The 19,017-nt window shown below is 58.4% G+C and carries 16 protein-coding genes and 1 pseudogene; 14 read left to right on the top strand and 3 right to left on the bottom strand.

What is annotated here, in order from left to right; genetic code table 11:
* The 8 genes and pseudogenes from P2Q66_RS06320 to P2Q66_RS06285 form a co-directional block, all read left to right on the top strand.
* Positions 1-513: pseudogene (locus P2Q66_RS06320) on the top strand (metal-sulfur cluster biosynthetic enzyme); the annotation flags it as partial.
* Positions 510-1,544, top strand: a complete 1,035-nt coding sequence (locus tag P2Q66_RS06315) for an NAD(P)-dependent alcohol dehydrogenase (protein ID WP_275726430.1) — start codon at positions 510-512, stop codon at positions 1,542-1,544. The pseudogene P2Q66_RS06320 and the gene P2Q66_RS06315, both read left to right, overlap by 4 nt.
* Positions 1,545-1,724: 180 nt before the next feature.
* A complete protein-coding gene (locus tag P2Q66_RS06310; protein WP_275726428.1) occupies positions 1,725-2,042 on the top strand; it encodes a putative quinol monooxygenase in 318 nt (105 codons plus the stop codon).
* Positions 2,043-2,068: 26 nt separating this feature from the next.
* On the top strand, positions 2,069-2,209 hold the full coding sequence (locus tag P2Q66_RS06305; RefSeq protein ID WP_275726425.1) for a hypothetical protein: 141 nt from the start codon (positions 2,069-2,071) through the stop codon (positions 2,207-2,209).
* 203 nt (positions 2,210-2,412) lie between these two features.
* Positions 2,413-3,228: an alpha/beta hydrolase gene (locus tag P2Q66_RS06300; RefSeq protein ID WP_275726423.1), complete on the top strand. Its 816-nt coding sequence runs from the start codon at positions 2,413-2,415 to the stop codon at positions 3,226-3,228.
* A 425-nt stretch (positions 3,229-3,653) separates the two neighbouring features.
* On the top strand, positions 3,654-4,175 hold the full coding sequence (locus P2Q66_RS06295; protein WP_275726421.1) for a hypothetical protein: 522 nt from the start codon (positions 3,654-3,656) through the stop codon (positions 4,173-4,175).
* Between the two features lie 107 nt (positions 4,176-4,282).
* On the top strand, positions 4,283-4,522 hold the full coding sequence (locus tag P2Q66_RS06290; RefSeq protein ID WP_275726419.1) for a hypothetical protein: 240 nt from the start codon (positions 4,283-4,285) through the stop codon (positions 4,520-4,522).
* Between the two features lie 450 nt (positions 4,523-4,972).
* Positions 4,973-6,040 carry a hypothetical protein gene (locus P2Q66_RS06285; protein WP_275726417.1) on the top strand — a complete coding sequence of 356 codons (1,068 nt, stop codon included), beginning with the start codon at positions 4,973-4,975 and terminating at the stop codon, positions 6,038-6,040.
* 93 nt (positions 6,041-6,133) lie between these two features.
* Here the strand turns inward: P2Q66_RS06285 and P2Q66_RS06280 are convergent, their stop codons facing one another.
* Complete coding sequence (locus P2Q66_RS06280) at positions 6,134-7,078, bottom strand: NlpC/P60 family protein (protein ID WP_275726416.1); 945 nt, start codon at positions 7,076-7,078, stop codon at positions 6,134-6,136.
* Positions 7,079-7,378: 300 nt separating this feature from the next.
* Between P2Q66_RS06280 and P2Q66_RS06275 the strand changes: the two genes are divergently transcribed.
* The 3 genes from P2Q66_RS06275 to P2Q66_RS06265 all read left to right on the top strand — a co-directional run bounded on the left by P2Q66_RS06275 (position 7,379) and on the right by P2Q66_RS06265 (position 12,882).
* Positions 7,379-9,820: a hypothetical protein gene (locus P2Q66_RS06275; protein WP_275726414.1), complete on the top strand. Its 2,442-nt coding sequence runs from the start codon at positions 7,379-7,381 to the stop codon at positions 9,818-9,820.
* Between the two features lie 1,283 nt (positions 9,821-11,103).
* Positions 11,104-11,709: a hypothetical protein gene (locus P2Q66_RS06270; protein WP_275726412.1), complete on the top strand. Its 606-nt coding sequence runs from the start codon at positions 11,104-11,106 to the stop codon at positions 11,707-11,709.
* 282 nt (positions 11,710-11,991) lie between these two features.
* Positions 11,992-12,882, top strand: a complete 891-nt coding sequence (locus P2Q66_RS06265; protein ID WP_275726410.1) for a hypothetical protein — start codon at positions 11,992-11,994, stop codon at positions 12,880-12,882.
* Between the two features lie 1,102 nt (positions 12,883-13,984).
* On the opposite strand, the gene P2Q66_RS06260 is transcribed toward P2Q66_RS06265, so the two are convergent.
* Positions 13,985-15,487, bottom strand: a complete 1,503-nt coding sequence (locus tag P2Q66_RS06260) for a hypothetical protein (protein ID WP_275726409.1) — start codon at positions 15,485-15,487, stop codon at positions 13,985-13,987.
* A 962-nt stretch (positions 15,488-16,449) separates the two neighbouring features.
* Positions 16,450-17,400 carry a helix-turn-helix domain-containing protein gene (locus P2Q66_RS06255; RefSeq protein WP_275726408.1) on the bottom strand — a complete coding sequence of 317 codons (951 nt, stop codon included), beginning with the start codon at positions 17,398-17,400 and terminating at the stop codon, positions 16,450-16,452.
* 136 nt (positions 17,401-17,536) lie between these two features.
* Here P2Q66_RS06255 and P2Q66_RS06250 point away from each other — a divergent pair, with 136 nt between their 5' ends.
* The 3 genes from P2Q66_RS06250 (at position 17,537) to P2Q66_RS06240 (ending at position 18,965) form a co-directional block, all read left to right on the top strand.
* A complete protein-coding gene (locus P2Q66_RS06250) occupies positions 17,537-18,175 on the top strand; it encodes an isochorismatase family protein (RefSeq protein ID WP_275726406.1) in 639 nt (212 codons plus the stop codon).
* Between the two features lie 116 nt (positions 18,176-18,291).
* A complete protein-coding gene (locus P2Q66_RS06245; RefSeq protein ID WP_275726405.1) occupies positions 18,292-18,648 on the top strand; it encodes an SMR family transporter in 357 nt (118 codons plus the stop codon).
* Entirely contained in the window at positions 18,645-18,965 is a 321-nt protein-coding gene (locus tag P2Q66_RS06240; protein WP_104443410.1) for an SMR family transporter, read from the top strand. The genes P2Q66_RS06245 and P2Q66_RS06240 overlap by 4 nt, the downstream gene beginning before the upstream one ends.
* Positions 18,966-19,017 lie beyond the last annotated feature (52 nt).

The raw sequence follows: 19,017 nt of genomic DNA, 5'->3' as shown, positions 1-19,017 counted from the left end.
TCCCACCTCATCAATGCCGGGCTCGCGGCAGACGCAGGGTACCGCGGCACGTTCCTGCACGAAGCTGAGGACAGCCTGGAAGAGCTGCGCTGGACGTTCCGCCGTAAGGCCCACACCGCTGCCATGGAAAGGTGCCTTACCGACCTCCTTCGCGCCAACCCCGAACTAGCGGAAACGCAGGTCGGGACCATTCGCCTCGGGGACCTTCCAACCGGAAGAAACAAGGATTCTCTGCTGCGCAGGCGCTCAGCGCTCGGCCTGCCCGAGGCCGCTGATTCCATCGTCCTGGTTAACCACGACGGCGACCCATATCCCCCTGAGGCCGTCCCGATGGCACTGCGCCGGGCACGCTCGACCCGCATCTCCATTGACGGGAACGCGCACTTCTGCCGCGGCCTGCTGCGCACACGCTACGAGGGTTCCGGCGCAGACCAGCGCGCACGCCCCGAAGGCGCCGAGGCCAAAGACCACCACGAACTACTTCCGCTTAAAGTCAAGGAGATTCACTCATGAGCACCATGCGAGCCGTCCAGGTAGTCGGCTACCACGAAGGCCTCAAAATGGCAGAAGTACCGGCCCCTGTAGTCACCGGCCCTTTCGACGTCGTCGTCAGAATCGGCGGCGCCGGCGTTTGCCGCACGGACCTGCACATTCTCGAGGGACAATGGGCCGAAAAATCCCAGGTCCACCTGCCCTACACCATTGGCCACGAGAACGCCGGATGGGTGCACGCAGTCGGCAGCGCCGTCACCAACGTGCAGGAAGGCGACAAAGTCATCCTGCACCCCCTCATCACCTGCGGTCTTTGCCGCGCCTGCCGTTCCGGGGACGACGTGCACTGCGAGCAGAGCAAGTTCCCGGGCATCGACACCAGCGGCGGGTACGCCGAATACATTCTGACGTCCGCCCGATCTGTCGTAAAAATCGACGACTCCCTGGAGCCCGCCAACGTCGCCGCGCTGGCCGACGCAGGCCTGACCGCTTATCACGCGGCCGCTAAAGCAGCCAAGCGGTTGACCCCGCGGGACACCTGCGTCGTCATCGGCGCGGGCGGACTGGGACACATCGGGATCCAAGTCCTCACGGCGCTCACACCCGCACGCATCATCGTCGTCGACCGCAACCCTGCCGCCCTGGACCTCGCCAAGGAAATCGGGGCGCATGAAGGCGTCCTGGCCGACGGCACCCAAGTCGAGCAAGTTCTTGCACTGACCAATGGCAAAGGAGCGGAGGCGCTCATTGACTTTGTCGGTGAAGGAGGCGCAACCGCCCAGGGCGTCGCCATGCTCCGCCAGGCCGGGGATTACTACGTTGTGGGCTACGGCGAGAACATCAATGTCCCCACCATCGACATTGTTTCGGCCGAGATCAACATCATCGGCAATCTCGTCGGCTCCTACAACGATCTCCAGGACCTGATGGCCCTGGCGGCACGCGGTGCCGTCACCCTGCATACCCAGAAATACGCTCTCGATGACTTCCAACAGGCCATCAGCGACCTCGACGCGGGCAAAGTGCGCGGCCGGGCCATCCTCGTGCCCTGACAACCAACGACGCCGCAGTGCAGTTCCCCGGCGTACTCGCCATTGGCGTGGGGATCGCAGCCTTGGCCATGTGTCTCCAGACCGGTTGGGCGGCCGCAGACGACCCGCATAGTGCTGTCCGCACAGCTGAAACGCGATGCATCAGGCAGTGTTCGTAACTCCTTCAACAGAGGATCAGAAATGATTTTCATTACCGCAAAATTCCCCGTAAAACCTGAGCATGCCGATAATTGGGCTGACATCACCAGAAATTTCACTACCGCAACGAATGCAGAAGAAGGATGCCTCTTCTTCGAGTGGTCACGCTCCGTCCAAGAACCCAACACCTACGTACTGGTGGAGGCCTTCCGCGACGACGAGTCCGGAACCACACACGTTAAGTCGGACCATTTCAAACAAGCCACTACCGAACTTCCCGCCTACCTCTCCGCGACGCCGGACATCGTCAACGTCAGGGTGGATGGATGGTCAAAGCTTGGTGAGATGGCCGTCAGTTAACCCTTTCTCGCTGATCTGGCCGAGCAGTGTCCATCTCAGACGGAGACTTCGGCGCGTTGATCTCGACACCGTTCTCGATCGCCGCCTACGTCGTCGTGATCCTCGTAGCCGTCGTGCCGCAGCTCATGAAGCGGTGGGAACGTCGTACAGCGGCGGGCAGCAAGTAGGCCTTACTTCACTGGAATGCCCGGCAGGAATATCCTGCCGGGGATTTCCTATGGGTAACCCACCTCTACTGCTGCAATGGGAGCTACCCCGACGGCTCCCGACTTCCAGCCGTGAAGGTCATAGTGGGAGCATCCCTAGGATTCTTTGTTTCCCGTGGATAGTCTGGGGCAGGACACCACCCTAGACGAGCGTCAGTGAGAATGTGATCGAAGCAGTTGCTGCGGTAATCGGCCGGAACAATGTCACCATAACCGGCCGGGATGATGGGCCCGTAATGATGTTTGCCCACGGTTTTGGCTGCGATCAGGCTATGTGGCGGAAGCTGCTGCCCTACTTCGTTGATGATTACCGGCTGGTGCTCTTTGATCATGTTGGTGCGGGAAACTCCGACATCAGCGCCTATGACTGGGAGAAGTACGGGTCCCTGGACGGGTACGCGTCAGACCTGCTCGAGATCTGCGCTGCCCTCGAACTTGAGGACGTCATCCTGGTGGGCCACAGCGTCAGCACAATGATCGCCGTGATCGCCGCAGTGCGGGACCCCAACCGTTTCTCCCACCTTGTCTTGCTTGCTCCTTCGCCCCGTCATACGGATGACCCGTACGACGGGTACGTGGGCGGGTTTTCCCGGGAAGACATCGAGGGTCTGCTGGCATCCCTGGACAGCAACTATTTCGCCTGGGCAGCGGCCCTGGCGCCCATGGTCATGGGTAACCCGCAGGAGCCGGAATTAGCGGAGGACCTGCGTGCCAGCTTCTGCCGGACAAATCCCGCCATCGCACGCCACTTCGCCGAGGTAACCTTCTTTTCCGACACCCGCCCTCAACTGAAAAAGTTGCGCACCAACTGCCTGATTTTGCAGTGCTCCGACGATCGCCTTGCCCCGCCGGAAGTGGGCGCTTACCTGCACAAGAATCTGGAACACAGCACCCTGATGCAGCTTCAGGCCACCGGACACTGCCCCCACGTCAGTGCTCCGGAGGAAACGGCCCGGGCGATTCTGCACTACCTCTCGTGACAGGCGCCGCACGCCCCCACCCTGGCTAAACTGCCATGCGGTAAGGAACCGTCTAGTGAGGGCACACCAATCGGACGAGCTTTCGTGTTCGTCTTGACTTCTTTCTGAGACAGGCCCAGAACAGCGACTGCTTGAAGTTGTCCGGGATGCCCTCCGTTACCTTTCCAGCAGATGGCGTCGGCGGGTGGCGGGACTGAAAGCGCCTCTGTGTCTATGCAGTAGGAAGCTCAGTCTGTGGCCGCATCCAGTAGGGCTTTGATGAAGAGCTGATAGCTGGCGCGCAGCGTCGGACAACACACTCCAGCCCTCCATTGACGAGCACACGGAGCGGCGAGTGCCGCCCGGGTGATGAAAACCTGAGGAATGGCCCCGATACTACCGACTCCCCTGGGCGGTCTTGCTTCTGGTCGAGAGGCTGGCTTAGCGTGGCAGGAGTTTCACTGCTTTCACCAAGTTTCACCCGAGGAGGGTGCGGTGCAGAATCCTTTTACGGGGACGGGCCCCCTTCCCGGAGGATCACCGCCTTCTCCGCAGCAGGGTTCGGACTGACAACCCAGCTCCCTCCGGAACGGGCGGCCGATTGGCGCCGGACGGGGAACGAACTGCTGCGCTGGCTGGATGCGAAAGGCACAGGACTCGTCACCGTCGACGAGATCCACGCGGTCGGCAGGACAGAAATCGCCCAACTGGCCGCCGACGTCCAGCACTTCATCCGCGACGGGCTGCCGATCGGCCTGATCTTCGCCGGCCTCCCGTCGGCCGTGTCTGATCTCCTCAATGAAGGCGTTGCCACCTTCCTGCGGCGAGCCGACAGGATCAATCTCCACGAAGCCGCCATCGCCGAAGTCACCGCATCGTACAGCGAGCTCTTCAGCCAGGGAGGCATCGGCATCTCCCCCAACCTCATCCAAAAGGCCGCCGAAGCCACGGGGGGTATCCCTTCCTGATCCGACTGGTCGCCTACTACCTCTGCCTCGAAGCCGACAAGGCAGGATGGAAACTCGACCAGACCAACGTCCAGCGTGGAATCGCTACGGCCCAACGACGGAACACGTTGGCGGTCGTCGAATCAGCACTGTCAGACATCTCGGACAGAGACCGCGAGTTCCTTGACGCGATGGCCGGCCAGGACGGGCCCTCTGCCGCCGGCCAGATAGGCGCAATCCTCAAAGCCAAGCCCAACGTCGTATCCAAGTACCGGAATAGGCTCATCGCTGCGGGCCTGATCGAGTCCGCCGGCTACGGCAAAGTCGACTTCGCAATCCCCGGACTCCGCCAATACCTCCGCGAATAGCTTGACAGAATATCCAATATCGGCGTTCGATCCGGATGCTCGTTGGATGTAAGAACCCGGCATCTGTCGCAGGGATCTGCGGATTCAAGCCCCGGCCGGCATTCCCCGCCCGTAGGGCACGGGGTGATACTACGCGTAATCGCTGTGGGCTGACCCGGAGGCGCTTGATACCTTTGGACGCTCCACCTCACCCCTGGCCATGGCCGCCGTCTACACCTATGACAACTCCCCAAGTTGAAAAACAAGCAACTCGGACGAAGACACATGTTGCGGCTCTGGAAAGGACAGAAGTGAAGAGCTGCGGTAGCCCACCCGGCCTTTATTCCTCTCGAGTTGATGGAGAACGCCCACCGCATTGGAGGTTGTGAATTTGTCGCAGTAACGGAGCAGTAACGCGGCGGGGGATTTCATCAATGGACACTGGTATGCCCGCAAGGCAGGAGATTCAGGATGATTGAGGGACCCCGGTCAGATCACGCTTATAGCCTCGCAAAAGCCTATAACGACCTCGTTTCTGAAGAAGCGAGCGATTTACAGTACCTGCGCCAGGATCCAGAACTCGCGCGGTCTCTGGCCTCTATGCTCAGCGCAGCACTTCAAGCGGTTCACGACGTTGTCGAGGACGACAAGCTCTGGAGAACACTCAAAACAGCCAGTCTGGTAATAGAGACCGATCGCATCGAAAACCTGATTGGTTTCGCGCAGCGCTCGTTGGAGCCACTACTTCACGCCTTTGGATACAGGCCTCCGCCTCCGCTTTACAAGATGGTGGATGAAACGGAAGCTGCGCTGGTAGTGGTGGGTGAGGCCTTTCGGCGGCGTACCATCACAGGTGCCGAACTGGACGATGCGCGGTCTCACCTTCGCCTCATAGTCAAGAGACTGGAGGAAAGGCTCGACCCGCGTTTCGCGCCTCGCCAAGCAGCTCCAGTGATGCTGGCCGCCACTTCCACGCTGCTTAGGGTGTTGATGCGGATTATCCCGCCAGTAGTGGGAGCAGCGGTAGCAGGCCAGTTCGGTCTACCACCTGAACTGGGGGCAGCCGCAGGCGAGGGGGGGAAGGAGTTGGTGAAGCAGGCGGGTGAAATGGCGGCTGGCGCTCTTATTGGTTTCGGGATCGACCACGCTCGGAAGGGCAGTGCCGGATTACCCGAACTTTCAGATAGGGCGGCCCGCTTTGCAGAGCTGTGGATAAGCATTGAAGATCTTGGCTCTTTGGCCCATGGCTGGGCTAAAGAAAGGGGATCGCTGGAAGAGTTTTCCTGGATTCGTCAACACGTAGATAAGACATGGCAAAGGACTTATCGCGAGGCCGTGGAGGCGACAGCAAGCAAGCTGAAGGACTACATTCTCAGTTTGCAGGATTCGTCCGACTTTGGCGAAGACGATCGACGCATTATCAACTTGGTGCAGTCCGCCCTCAGTGATATGGAGTTAATTACGACGCCAACAGATGCCTTGGATCGCCTCAAACCCGTTTTCAAAGGGATACGCAAATTTACTAGAGCGAGAGCTTGAGATAGAAGCTAAAGTATCTTCTGACCATCGGCCATGGCCGCCATTCCGGTCCAGAGTCGCTCCCGGTACGGCAGTGCCACGTTGCAGCAAGCTTCAGAGGCGGCGGATGCCGCGAAAAGCTTTGGCGTAATAGCCCGTTCCGTCAAGGATGGATGGTCCTCCAACATCGCCCAGGGTAGGTCCGTTCGCTTTTTGACGGCTGGAGATGAAGCGGTGCTTGCCGTTGGTATCGGTGCCCAGGAAAACTCCCACGTGATCGATTTGTCCGGTAGCTTCGTTTGGTTCTGCATCGAAAAAGACCAGATCTCCTGGCTGTATGGCGTCCAGAGTTTTTACCTGGCTTCCGCTTCCTTGAATCAAGACACCCGGGCCATATTCGTACATCTGGAAGGCGCGTCGCGGTAGTTGCCCGGGTGCAGGGGAAAGCGTCATGTTCATGCCTGCACGGTAGCCGAACAGCATTCGAACGAACCCTGAGCAGTCCAGACAATGCAGCTGATCGGGTTCCGGGGCGTCCCTCCTTCCCAGGTATTCCCACGTGACACCTAGGTAATCATTGAAATCAGCGCCTTCGTCTCGTTTTCCGTTTGCTAACAAGACACCGTATTTGGCGTGACCCGCAATTTGGAGCCCTGCCGAATCGTAAAGGGCTGGGGCCCCAGAAATGTACTGCAGGGACATGTCCAGCAAGTCTGGAGACGAATCAGAAATGGCTGGGCGCAGCCATTGCCGGTTGACGCTGCCCGTAAATGGTGCCGGTAGCAGTCTGACATGGATCTTGCTAATCACAACTGCGCTCGAGGTGGTTTCAGAAAATGTCCTTTCGGTACCGGCAAGCGCTACCGTCCGCGCCCCTTGAGTGAAAGTGGCCACCCACGCACCTCCTCCGCCATACACTTCCGTCTGTGCTGTTCCGGCTTTTTTAGTAACGACGAACTCCCTGGACCTGGTAGTCATTTCAGCAATGCCTTTCAAACTGGAAATGTCAATTCCCTCACAACCATTCTCGGAAGCGTCTGTTACTCGCGCGTTGTTCATGGATGCTCACAGTCTTTCCACCCCAGGACGCTCTCCATTGGCAGCTTTGCCTGGTTTGCTGCAGCCCGAATTCGCGCGCGGGCTTCCGGCGTCTTTTTTGGGGACAGGCCCTGGGGGCAGGTCCTTGTGTGGTGTTTATGGCAGTAACGCTGTAGTAACAGCGCAGTAACGCATGCCGGTTTACTGTGCCGAAATATGCATCGGTTTGCTTCTAGGGGGCATTACCAGCTCCCGCTGCAGACGAACATGCCTTCAATGCTCAGGTAACCGAGGAACTCAACACATAAGAACGGAGCTGTGATGACCATCATTCAGGGGCAGGGAAATGACTATAGCCCTGGAGCGCAGCCATTTTGGGAAGCCCCCTTCGCCGAGACCCTGGGAATCGACGCCGACCGGGAAACTGAAGAGGCCAGTTCAAGGCCGGATTCGGTGGGCTTTCTTCCCTGGACTGAAGACTTCAGCCCGTTCACTGAAGCAGAAGGAACAGAGTCCATAAGTGAGACAGAAACTTTGCTCAACGAGGCCTATGACGCGATGCGAGACGAGGCTTTTGACGAAGCTCTGGGCGAATTGCTTGCAGAGGCTGAGCAGAGCATCGCCGATCGGTTCTCGGAAGAAACACCCACTCCTAGTGCAGCCTTCGAAAAGGAACGTATTGCTGAGAACTATCTCTCACCAGTCCGAATTGCGAGTGAACAATACTTGGATCAGCTTCTCGAAGCACTGTCCGGGCAAGACCTCGAATCGTTCAGAGATGAGCAGTTGGACGAGTATTTAGACCGGTTGGATCCCTCTACCTTGGAAGTGTCTATCGCAGGAGAGGACTTCGTTCGAGGCATCATCCGAAAAGCAAAAGGTGCTGTGAAATTCGTCGTTGGAGCGGCGAAAAAAGTAGGCAAAGTTGCCGGAGGCCTCGTGCTAGGGGCGCTCAAGGCGCTTAAAAGGCTGGTGTCGCCACTCCTCAAGCGGGTCTTGTCTTTCGCCATTGGCAGGTTGCCCCTCCCCCTTCAAGCACCGGCACGCCTGCTGTCACGAAGAATTCTCGGCGAGGAAGAGCTGGAGCTGGAAGATGAGTACGAGGGTGACAGGCACACTGAAGACTTTGCAGCATCACCCGCAATGTCAGTTGACCCAGAAACTTTGGCCGAATCATTTGACGCAGCGCTGGCTGAAGCGCTGGCCTATGGCGAAACCGAGGCGGGTGAATCTGAAACGTTCGATCTCGAAGAGAGTTTTGAGAGCACAGACGGCAGCCGCGAATTAGAAGCCCTTGCCGAAGCACGGGGACGCCTCATCACTGCACTTCAAGGTGCCCGGGGTAGTGACGACCTTTCACCCGCCATCGAGCAATTCGTACCGGTGCTACTCGCTGCCCTACGCACGGGAATCAGAATAGTTGGCCGACCTCGCGTCGTTGGCTTCCTGGCCAAGTACCTTGCACAACTCATAAGCAAATGGGTTGACCCGAAACTTGCTCGCCCGTTGTCCTCGGCGATCGTGGACACCGGTTTGCGATTGGTCTCTCTTGAGCAAGAGGAACTGGAGCGTGAGGACGAAGCGATCCCGGTGTTGCTAGCGAACACTATCGAGGACACCGTTAGGGGGCTGGCCGAAAGCGAAGATTACGAACTCGAAGACGAGGATCTCATGCACTTCGCGGCTGTCCGTTCTTTCGAACGCGCCGTCGCCTCGAATTTTCCCGGAAGCTTAGTACGGGATGAAATTCGTAAAGCCCCAGCATTGGGAGGACGATTTGTTGGGCGGCGCGTGCGCAGCACAAGACCGTATCGACGCTACAATCGAGCACCGGAAGTCGAAGTGAAATCGGACGCTGCCGATCGTGTCAAAACCTTTGGCGGCATCACCCTGGGCGCAAGCCTGAGGGCGGTCGGACTGCGGGTTCCCTTCAAAGCACGCATACACATATTTCAAGCGACAGTAGGGACGTCCCTGCGGCGCATCGCATCTCTAGAGCGGACTCGTCTCAGGGGGATTTCACTTGCCCAGCTACATCCGCTGACCCCGCGGGCTGCGGCACTACTATTGCGAGAGCCTAGTCTCGGCGTAGCCGTCCCCCAAGTATTTCTACGCAGCCGGCAGCGCGTGGCGGCAGGACAACGCTTTTACTATATAGAGCCACTTAATGCAGCAACAACTACTACGGCACCGCGACGTAATCGGTCGACTACTTCGACACCGACTCAAGCATGGCTTGTTATCGACACCATCACATCCCGGATCACGTGTGCATTTTACTTCTCGGAGCCGGATGCGCAGCGAATTGCTGAAGGAGTGCGCGCCGGCCGTGGCACCGCAGCTTTAGTTCCGGCGATTACCGCTGCCTGGGATGGATTAGCGGAATCCTTCAATAAGCCTAATGGCCGCATCCGAATTATGAAGGAGTTTGAGGAGGGTGAAGAGTTTGTTGGAGCAGCGCTGAAGCGGTTGATGCCAGTCCTCGTGGCTGCCCTGCGCAAGGCAATTAAATCGTGGATAATGCCTCTTATCACTGAATGGATTAGACAAAAGGCAGCCGAATTTGGGAGGGCTGCAGCCGACCCCCGCAGCGGCGTTACGGTTACAGTTTCCCTTGCTAACGTTCCCGCTATGCAAGTGGTGCGGCAAGCCCTGAACGGACAACTTGGCCTGGCGACAATCAAGTCAGTTGTTTCAGGAGATGTATTTCGAGGCGTTCCGACAGGTGCTGTGAACGTCACGCCTGGGCTTAAACGGCCATGATGGCAACCAAAGACGGTCTACAAGCCGTCGCTGATGATTTAGAGCGCCAGACCTCCCATTGGCTGGCCGCCGCGACTACTTTCCTTGACGCGGAAGAGTTTGCATCAGAGCAGTCGTGGTCCTCAGTCGAAGCGCGCGTAGGACTCCCCCTTCGACGCCATATGGCTGAGCTTGTCAGGGAACTGTTGACTTTGGGCAGGGCAGCGCTGGCTCTAACCCAATTAGCCAAACGCGACCAGTCTGAGCTGCCCGAAGCCGGAAGAGCGGTTCAGCTATTCCGGCAACGGTTCACCCAAGTTGAGACCACCCTGGACTTTTTTGGCGACGCTGTGAATTCACGGACCAGCCCCCAGCTCCGAGCGGCTCTACAAGCTCTGGACGGACTCGCTTCCCAGAGCATGGAGCCGATCTTGCCGCAAGCGGGAATCACGTCAGTTCCCGTGCTCTCCTACGTGGACAAGGGTATGGGTGCTTCGATCATCCGGTCGGGCATCAGGTTGTGGGCGCCCGGAAGCGTGAACCCCGTGGCGGCGATAAAAATTGTAAGACATAATTTGTATCGTCCCACCTCTCTATTCCACGAAACGGGACATCAAGTCGCCTATTTGATTAATTGGAATCCCGCACTCGAAAAATCTTTGAGGGCCACTCTTTCCGGTAATCGCGAACTGGCTGATATGTGGGTCCCGTGGACTTCTGAGATCACCGCTGACGTCTTCGCCTTTTTACACACCGGTTATGCCTCAGTTACGGCATTGTTCGATGTGGTAGGAGATGCTCGCACTATTCTTCGATGGCCCGCCGGTGACCCTCACCCGATAGGTTGGTTAAGAACGATTCTCGGCTGTGCCTTCTGTCGACACGTATTCGGGGCTGGGCCATGGGATGAGCTGGAGCGAGCTGTATTAACCGCTTTTCCTTTGACCCGTCCCACTGTTGATCCGACGTTACGTCGGCTCCTGGAACAATCACATGAGAAACTACCGTCCCTTGCAGCGGCATGCCTCGAGGCGCCCATTCCACAATTGGGCCAGCGCCCAATGACAAGCGTAATTGACCCAGCAAGGGTCGCACCGGGCGCTCTTGATCACCTCGAGCGTGCCGGCGGCGCCTCCCTGTGGACTTCCCCGCATTGGCGCCACACGGAAGGGATCCGCATCGTGGCCCTCGCTGGACTCAGGGAGGCTCAACATCCTGAGGAATCGACGAAATGGATTGAGCGAGCTAGGAACTGGATGACGGCTGCACCAGCAGCCGCATAAATGATTAGGAGACAGTAGGTAATGAACACTAAGCCCAATGATGCACAGGCGTCCCGCAGCCAATCGGAGGACAAGACGTCATTAGCGGACATAGAGAAACAAATTTCAGAGCTTAACGGAAAACTGCAACAAACGACGGAAGAACTATCCCAATTTAAAGAAATGTACGCAGAGGTGGAAGCTCGTAATAAGGAGATTTCAAAAGAGAATGAGTATCTACAAAGGGAACAGCATATTCTTCAGCAGGATCTAAGTGAGCTGAGGAAGGGGTTAGAAAGATTTCAAGGTAGCAAGCAGCCAGAGGACATAGAGGCCGCTCCGTACGAGGACTTGCAACGCTATTGCAGGCAACTCGAAGCACAAATGGGCGTCATGAGTAGAGTCGACGGCGTTAGCGCACGCTTAGAAACTATCAATACGACGCTCTCGGAAAAGCTCGGACCCCTCGATTCCCTAAGAGTTTTCAATGCTAACCAGACCCCCTTCGCTGAGGCAGACTCCAGGATTTTGGCCCAGATCGAAGGAGCAAATCTTCGCCCACGCGCGGACTCCTATTCGATTACTCGTGCTGCCCATCTGGCAGATGCGCCAGTTGATGCCCCTGCCCCTGATGTGGCTGCTCCTTGATACTCCTACGAAAGGTGAGGTAGACCAATGATTCCCCAACTTGTTCAGCGACTGGTGACCCCACCTCCTGGGGGCCCGGCGCCGATGACTGCGTCGAACGCTGCGACTACCGTCCTAAACGCCGACCAACTCGACCTCGTTCTCTATATGGAACAGGTGTGGGACTCAGCGAACGCTTGGCAATCGACCATCCCCATGACGGGTCCAGCGCGTCGCAGCCTCTTTCAACTGGGGGGTTTTTCCCCGTATGCACCCTCACCTGGGTCTGCGTGGGACCACTGGATGTACTCCTACATCTTGGAAAACACCAGAATCGTTCAAATCATGCAGCGGGTAGTCAGAGAATTTCGCCGCGGTGAGGCTCTTGGTGTGCCTTCCATTGACACCCAGCGCTGGCTCGACACGACGGAGACGCTGGTTTTCGGAGCTGCATACCCGATGACTCCTTGGCTGTCTACAAGCGCCATCCGGCCATCACCCGAAGCAGTCCGTCGGAATGCGTACTGGCGACTCTTCGGACTGGACCTAGCCTTCGGGACCGAAGAAGGCAACAAACCGTTCCCTTACGACAAAGCACCTGCGGCAAACACTTCTTTCGTCCGGCTCTTCGAAGAACTTCTGTACGAAATTTGGCAGGCGATTATGAACATACGAAACCTGGTCGGAGTCAACTCAACTGACCGCGATCGAATATTCGCGATCACTCAAGAGCTGCAATTCATCCTCCGGTCGCGCCGCCAGAGCGCTCAGCTAGCCCGGGAGGAACTGGCTGCGGCGACGGCACTGAGCTGGTTATATTTCACCGTGGACAGCGACTCACCAATAGTCGCTGATCTCCGTGCGCAGGCCGCAAGTCCCGCGGATCGTTTGAAGTTGATAGGAGAACGAGTAGGTCTTCCAGCGCATTCGAAGACGTCCTCTTTGGTCTCCATGGCCAATGATTTGTCCCTCCTGCTGAGGACAATCGAAAGCAATCTCATACCGACGGCCAGCTTTGCGTATGTCCTCTACATGGACGGACCGTTTCCCGGTGTTCCAGGGGCATTTATGCTCGGACCCACCTGCCAACGAATCATCACGGAATGGTCGGCGGCAACTGGCCGAGACCTCAAGATTCGCAAAGCTCCAACAGACGTACGGCTACGTCCGGGCCCGCCTGTATTGACGCAGTAGGTCAACAGAAGATGCAAGGACTTCTCAGCACAGCGTGAGCATTCAGCCTTGAAACAATTAGGCCCCATGCTAAGGGCAAGCGACATCTAAGGTGGGAGTCCATTGTCTAAACCAGAACACGGCGCCGGAGCTGCTGTTGGAACAATCATTGCGTTTCTAGGGCTGATAGTTACGGTGTTGCAGCTTATCCATGACGTGTACGGCGTGGGCCCTGCACCAATAACCTATGTGGTCGACCAGATCAAGGGCTCAACCGGGGAAGATCGGCCTGCTCCTCGTCCCCGGCCGGACCCTGGCTCGGGCCCAACAGATGCGTTCGACAGTGTGCCACCAACAGTCCCGCAAAACCTACGGATAAGTACATCGACGCGCACCCGGACGGGATGTGAGGTGATCCTGGCTTGGGAGGCTTCGTCAGACAACACTGGTGTGCAGTCCTACCCTGTTTACGCGAATGGCAACCCCAGAGGGTTCGCGCCGGGAAGCACTTCCACCTTTTCAGTGTCCGTTTTTGTTGGCAAGCAGGAGAACTTCACAATTTCTGCATCCGACGGCTCCAATGAGTCCGGGCAGTCCAACGCCGTTGCGGTGTCCTGCTGAACAAACTTGCTACTTTAGCCGTGGCATGACCGGAAACAACCGGGCGGCTGCGTTCTCCACAGGGTTTGCCACTAGGGACGACGCTGTCCCAGCCGCCACGTCGGAGGGCTTCTCCCGGGACAAATTGGACGAGCGTTCGGGATCAGCAGACAAGGGGCCCAGAAGCCCTTGCGCCCCGATATCTTCGGCAACAAAAGGAACTACACCCCAATCTGACAAATGCTTCCGCCCTGGCTGCGGAAGCAGTAGGAGTTAATCTCCGTTCCGACGGTGCATAAGGGTTGCCAGCCGACCACAGGGGGGATAATTCTCATAAATTGTCCACCGCTACTGCAGCCAGGGAGCTACCCCGACGGCTCCCAATTCCAGCCATGGATAACTTGACTGACCCCAGCCATGGACGGCTCAGAGTTTGAAGTTAGCCGAAAGGGAGGATGACTTGGGCATCAGCGACGTTTGCTTCTGTCCTTCTGGTTCAACGCAGGCAGGCGGTATTTGTCAGCTATTTGCTTGGGCAGAGGGTGAATACCGTGAAGCGCGCATTGAATCGCTCTGGCCCGCGTGAAGCGAATATTCCATGCCCACCGAGTCCTTTGAGGGTGACCTGCGCTTCTGCATGAGGGGTCGAACCGGTGGGATCAAACGAAGCATAAACGCTCTGAAGTGACCGCCAGAAAGTGCCTTCGCGGAAGTCAAAGTTGTATCCCGCCGGGAAGGAAATGGTGTACTTTCTCTCCGGGTGATCGATGTCCTCTACTTCAAAACTCCCGCCCCCTCTTGACGTATCCAACTCGCAGTCCTTTTCCAGTTGTACTTGGGCTGCTGGGCGTGGAAACGCCATTGTTTTGCCGCGGTCTCCGCCCCCACCCGGCCACTCGCCGCTGAGGTCGATAAAGGCTTCGGACGGAAGGTTCGCATACGGGGTGACGTTCAGTTCACCGTTCCAACTGTTTAGGCCTCCCGCGTTGACCGTAAACGCGAATCTGCCGGCGTGCGGGTAGGTATAGGTAGGCATGGCCACGAGGCGCTTTTCACCTGCTCTAACAGGAGTGATCTGCTGGCTTCGTATGGGGTCCTCAGGGCCGGGTTTCCATGTCACGACTAGATCGCCACTGGGCTGGCCTCCCATGTTAGTTATCTCGACTGTGGGTGCCACCACATCGACCCGGGCGCGTGGATTATTGTTTGGGAAGTTGACGGCCGTGATCTTGATGTCGGATGGACGAATTAGTGTAATAGACAACGCATTAGGCTCGGGATTGTCGGGCCACCTGAGTACAAACTTGTATCCCTCTGCGATCTGCTCAAAAGTCTCACCGCTAAAATCAAGATTGATTTGGTAGCGCGTCACGTAAGCGACAGATACGCGGCTTTCGCGGACCATCACGTCTGAGGCATTGCGGAGCTCGACGCCTGGTAATGCCGTGCTGGTGAAGTCGTAGCCGTATATGCCAATGATCCTGTTAGCCGGAAAAGTCATCGCCCACTGTCCCTCTCCTGAAGCGCTTGCCTCGACACTGCTCGGCGTCAGCTGACACACGGAGTGAGCCGGTGGCGGCGGGAGCTTTTTGTCGTTCTCTTTCCAGAATTTCAAGGAATCGGACAATTGGCGCAAGGTGGCGGACACCCGTGTCCGAGCAAAGTCGAGGTTGCAGCGGACTTCGGCGCCGAAGCTGGCTACGAGTTGCTCAGCGGTTAGTCCCGATAGTTTTATCGTGTCCTCGGCGAGTGACCGCACGGAGTTTGTTGTGCCCGTTAAGACCTGCTCAACATCCGCCTTGCCCTGTGCCAGTGCATCCTGAGCGGCGGAGGTAAGGGCTTCGGTCAACTGCGGGAGCTCATTTCTCCATGCACCTGACTCCCGTTCAACTGCAGTGATGCTTTCTTCGATTTCAGCTGTTGCTACATCAACAGCATCCTTTACGGGGTCAAAAATACAGCCAGTCAGCAAAGTAGGAAGCATGCACAAGCTAGCCGTAATTGCAGCAAACCGAATTTTTTTCATAATTCACGATCCCATCACTTCGGCTCAGTTGATCGCGAACGCTTATTAGTCGCCTGACCCGCTTAACTGAAGTTTCCATTCTGCAATATGACGACATTGATCCCTTGCGTGAAGATCTGTTTTACAACCGCCAAGAGCACTGCTGCTTATTCGCTCACCTGCCCTGTTTCAGGTTCAATGCAGAATCCTGAAAACTGCAAGTACCCGTGCCAGCGTTTACTTCTTGACTTTCTTGGTGCGTTTGCGCCTGATCAGATCCTTCGGAATTTGCCTTCGGTGATATCGGTTCGTACTTATACGTTGTGGTGAGAGTGCATTTTGGTGCACCTCCCGCCCTGATGATGGTTGTGAAATTTACGGATGCCGCACCGTTTTCGTTAGGTGGAACTGGCGGCGTGGGAGGACCATTCGTCCACCAACATCCGGAAAGTACGATGACGAGTAAAAAGCTAGTAAGGGTGCGAACTTCGCTCCGATGCACAATAGGCCTCTCTTGCTGGCAGATCTCCTGGCCCCACTATCTTTAGACCGCGTTACTGGAGCGTTACTGGAGTTCTCCGTCTAGGTAAGGAGTCACAGCCAATGGACCCGTGCTGTTACAGCGACTAAGGATGACCAATTGCCGTAAGCCAGTAGCAGAGTGCGTGTTCGTTTCAACTGTCCCGAGGGCCAATTCCGCAACCGGGGGACCTAGGATGGGAGAATCTGGACTATTGGTTTCGTACCCAGAGCCCAGAACGTCGACCCGCGCCTCCCGTTCGGCGCCCGAACCTGCGGCTAGCGACCCCTGTTTACGGATCCGCCGAGGCAGCACACGGTCTGGTTGAATCACACCCCAACCTGACGTCAGGCGACTGCCAAAAACGCGTCAGGATAGAACCTAATCCGCAATTGCCAGACAGCCCTTCAGGGAAGTCCTAAGCCTGAGCCTGACAGCTTCGGGCACGCGTCCGCCCGAGCCGTCACCCAACCCGAGTATCAAACCGCCGCCGGTATTCCGTGGGGGTCGTGGAAAAGGCCGCCGCGAAGTTTTGGCGCAGGGTCACGGCGTTACCGAACCCGCAGTCGGCGGAGATCTGGTCTATCGACAGGTCGGTGGTCTCCAAAAGCCGCCGGGCGGCATCAAGTCGGCGAGCGCGGATCCAGGCGGCCGGGGTTGTCCCCGTTGCTGCCCGGAAGGCGCGGACAAAGGTGCGGCGGCTCAAGTGCGCCTGCGCCGCAAGTCGGTCAATCGTGAGGGGTTCACCCAGACGGCCCAGAGCCCATTCGAGCAGGCGCGAGATCGGATCATCCGTGGAGCGCTCCGGCACCGGGTGCTCGATGTACTGCGCCTGTCCGCCCTCCCGGTGCGGAGCGATCACCAGGCTGCGTGCCACCTGGTTCGCCGCCTCCGCCCCGAGCCGGGCGCGGACCAGGTGCAGGCAGGCGTCCAAGGCCGAGGCGGTGCCGGCGGAGGTCAGAACGTCACCGTGGTCGATATAGAGCACGGACCGGTCGAGCGGGACATCGGGGTGCCGCGCAGCAAGGGAATCAAACGCCTGCCAATGGGTGACCGCCCCACGCCCCGCGAGCAAACCCGCGTCCGCCACTGGAATCGCGCCAAGGCACAACCCCAATATGGGCGCCCCTCGAGCATGTGCCCCTTGGAGCACCTGCCGCAGCGAGTCGCTGGGGACGCGCCCGTCGTCGAACCATGACGGAACCACCACTACATCCGCCTCTTCCGCGGCTTCCGGCCCCTTCACCTCGCCCAGCCGGTAGCCCTCGGCGGTTGTAATACCGCCCTCCTGGTCAGTAAAAAGAACAGTCTTCCAATCGGCAAGACCCTGACGGGCCACCTCATCAAAGACCATCTGCGGAACGGCAAGGTGGAACATCGTCGCGCCATCAAAGGCGTACACCGCGATCCTCAAAACTGCCCCTTCCGCCACAATGGCCCGAATCCATCGTATATCCGCCTTCGTGCCACTGTTGGCGTGCACCGGCAACCGGAAGACTGGAAAAGTCGCCACAAGGCAGCCCACAAAACCAACAGGGAGAACCATCAACATGAGCACCCCCCGCCGCGCCCTCATCCTCATCGACGTACAGCAGCAGTACTTCAGCGGCCCCCTCGAAATCCAGTACCCGCCGCACCAGGAATCCCTGCCCGCCATCGCAAAAGCCATAGACGCCGCCACCGCCGCGGGCGTTCCCGTTGCCGTCATCCAGCACACCGCAGGTGAAGGTGCTCCGGTTTTCGCGCCCGGCACGCCAGGCTTCGAGCTGCACCCCGAAATTGAGCGCCGCAAAACCGCCGAATGGAAGTCCCTGGTCAAGCAGTACGGCTCCGTCTACGCCGGCACGGACCTCGCCGACTGGCTGCGGCAGCACGACGTCGACACGGTCACCCTGGCCGGCTACATGACCAACAACTGCGTGCTCGCCTCCGCCGTTGAGGCAGAGTTCCTTGGCTTCACCACAGAGGTTCTCTCCGACGCCACCGGCGCCATCAACCTCGCCAACGACGCAGGCTTCGCCGATGCAAAGACCGTGCACACGACACTCCTCACCCTGCTGAACTCGAACTGGGCAGCGGTAGCCGATACTGATACGTGGACCAACGCACTGAACACCAGCCAGGCCCTCACAGGCAGTGACCTCGGCAGCTCCGCCATCGCGGGCTCCGAACTGGTCCCCCAGGCCTAACCAGCGCCCCGGGCTTCCCAAGGGCCAAGCCGGGTGGGAAGCCCGGGAACACCAGCGCCATCAGCGGTGTTCCCAACAGGGGACCAAGCCCCAACCGATCATCAAGGACTGTTTACATGAAGTGGATTCTTCTCGCCGGCGCGATCCTGAGTGAGGTGACGGCATCCCTCTCCCTGAAAGCGGCGCTGGATAATCCTGTCTTCTTCATTGTGGTTGTTGCCGGATACACCGCTTCCTTCGGTTTCCTCGCAGCAGTCCTCCGCAAAGGCCTGGGACTCGGCGTCGCCTACGGCATCTGGGCCGCGCTGGGCGTGACGCTAACGGTCCTGCTGGCCGCCCTCATCTTTGGCGAGGCACTGACCCCGGTGATGATGATCGGCGTCGCCATGGTCATCGCCGGCGTGCTCTGCGTGGAACTGGGGTCGCACAAAGAACCGGCACAAGAACCCGAGAAAGAAATGGCCCGCTCATGATGTGGCTGCTTCTGGCAGGGGCGATCCTCACCGAGGTCACCGCCACCCTCTTCCTGCGCGTCGCCTCCACCGGCAAGCGCCGCTGGTACATCCCTGTTGCCGTCGGGTACTTCCTTGCCTTCACCCTCCTCACCCTGACCCTGGACCAGGGCATGAGCCTCGGCGTCGCCTACGGCATCTGGGCGGCCGCCGGCGTGGCACTGACCGCCCTGGCCAGCCGGGTCTTTTTCAAGGAAGCCATCACTCCCGTCATGATGCTCGGGCTCGGCCTCATCATAGGCGGCGTCCTGCTGATCGAGCTCGGCGCGGCACACTAGGGCTGAAGGGGGCACGCCGGGGCCGAAAGTGGTGGACGCGGCCCGCCGTCGT

This window comes from Arthrobacter sp. Cr_A7, from assembly GCF_029222765.1.
GTDB lineage: Bacteria > Actinomycetota > Actinomycetes > Actinomycetales > Micrococcaceae > Arthrobacter.
Note: the sequence above shows the minus strand (reverse complement) of the source record. Positions and strands in the feature narration are given on the sequence as shown.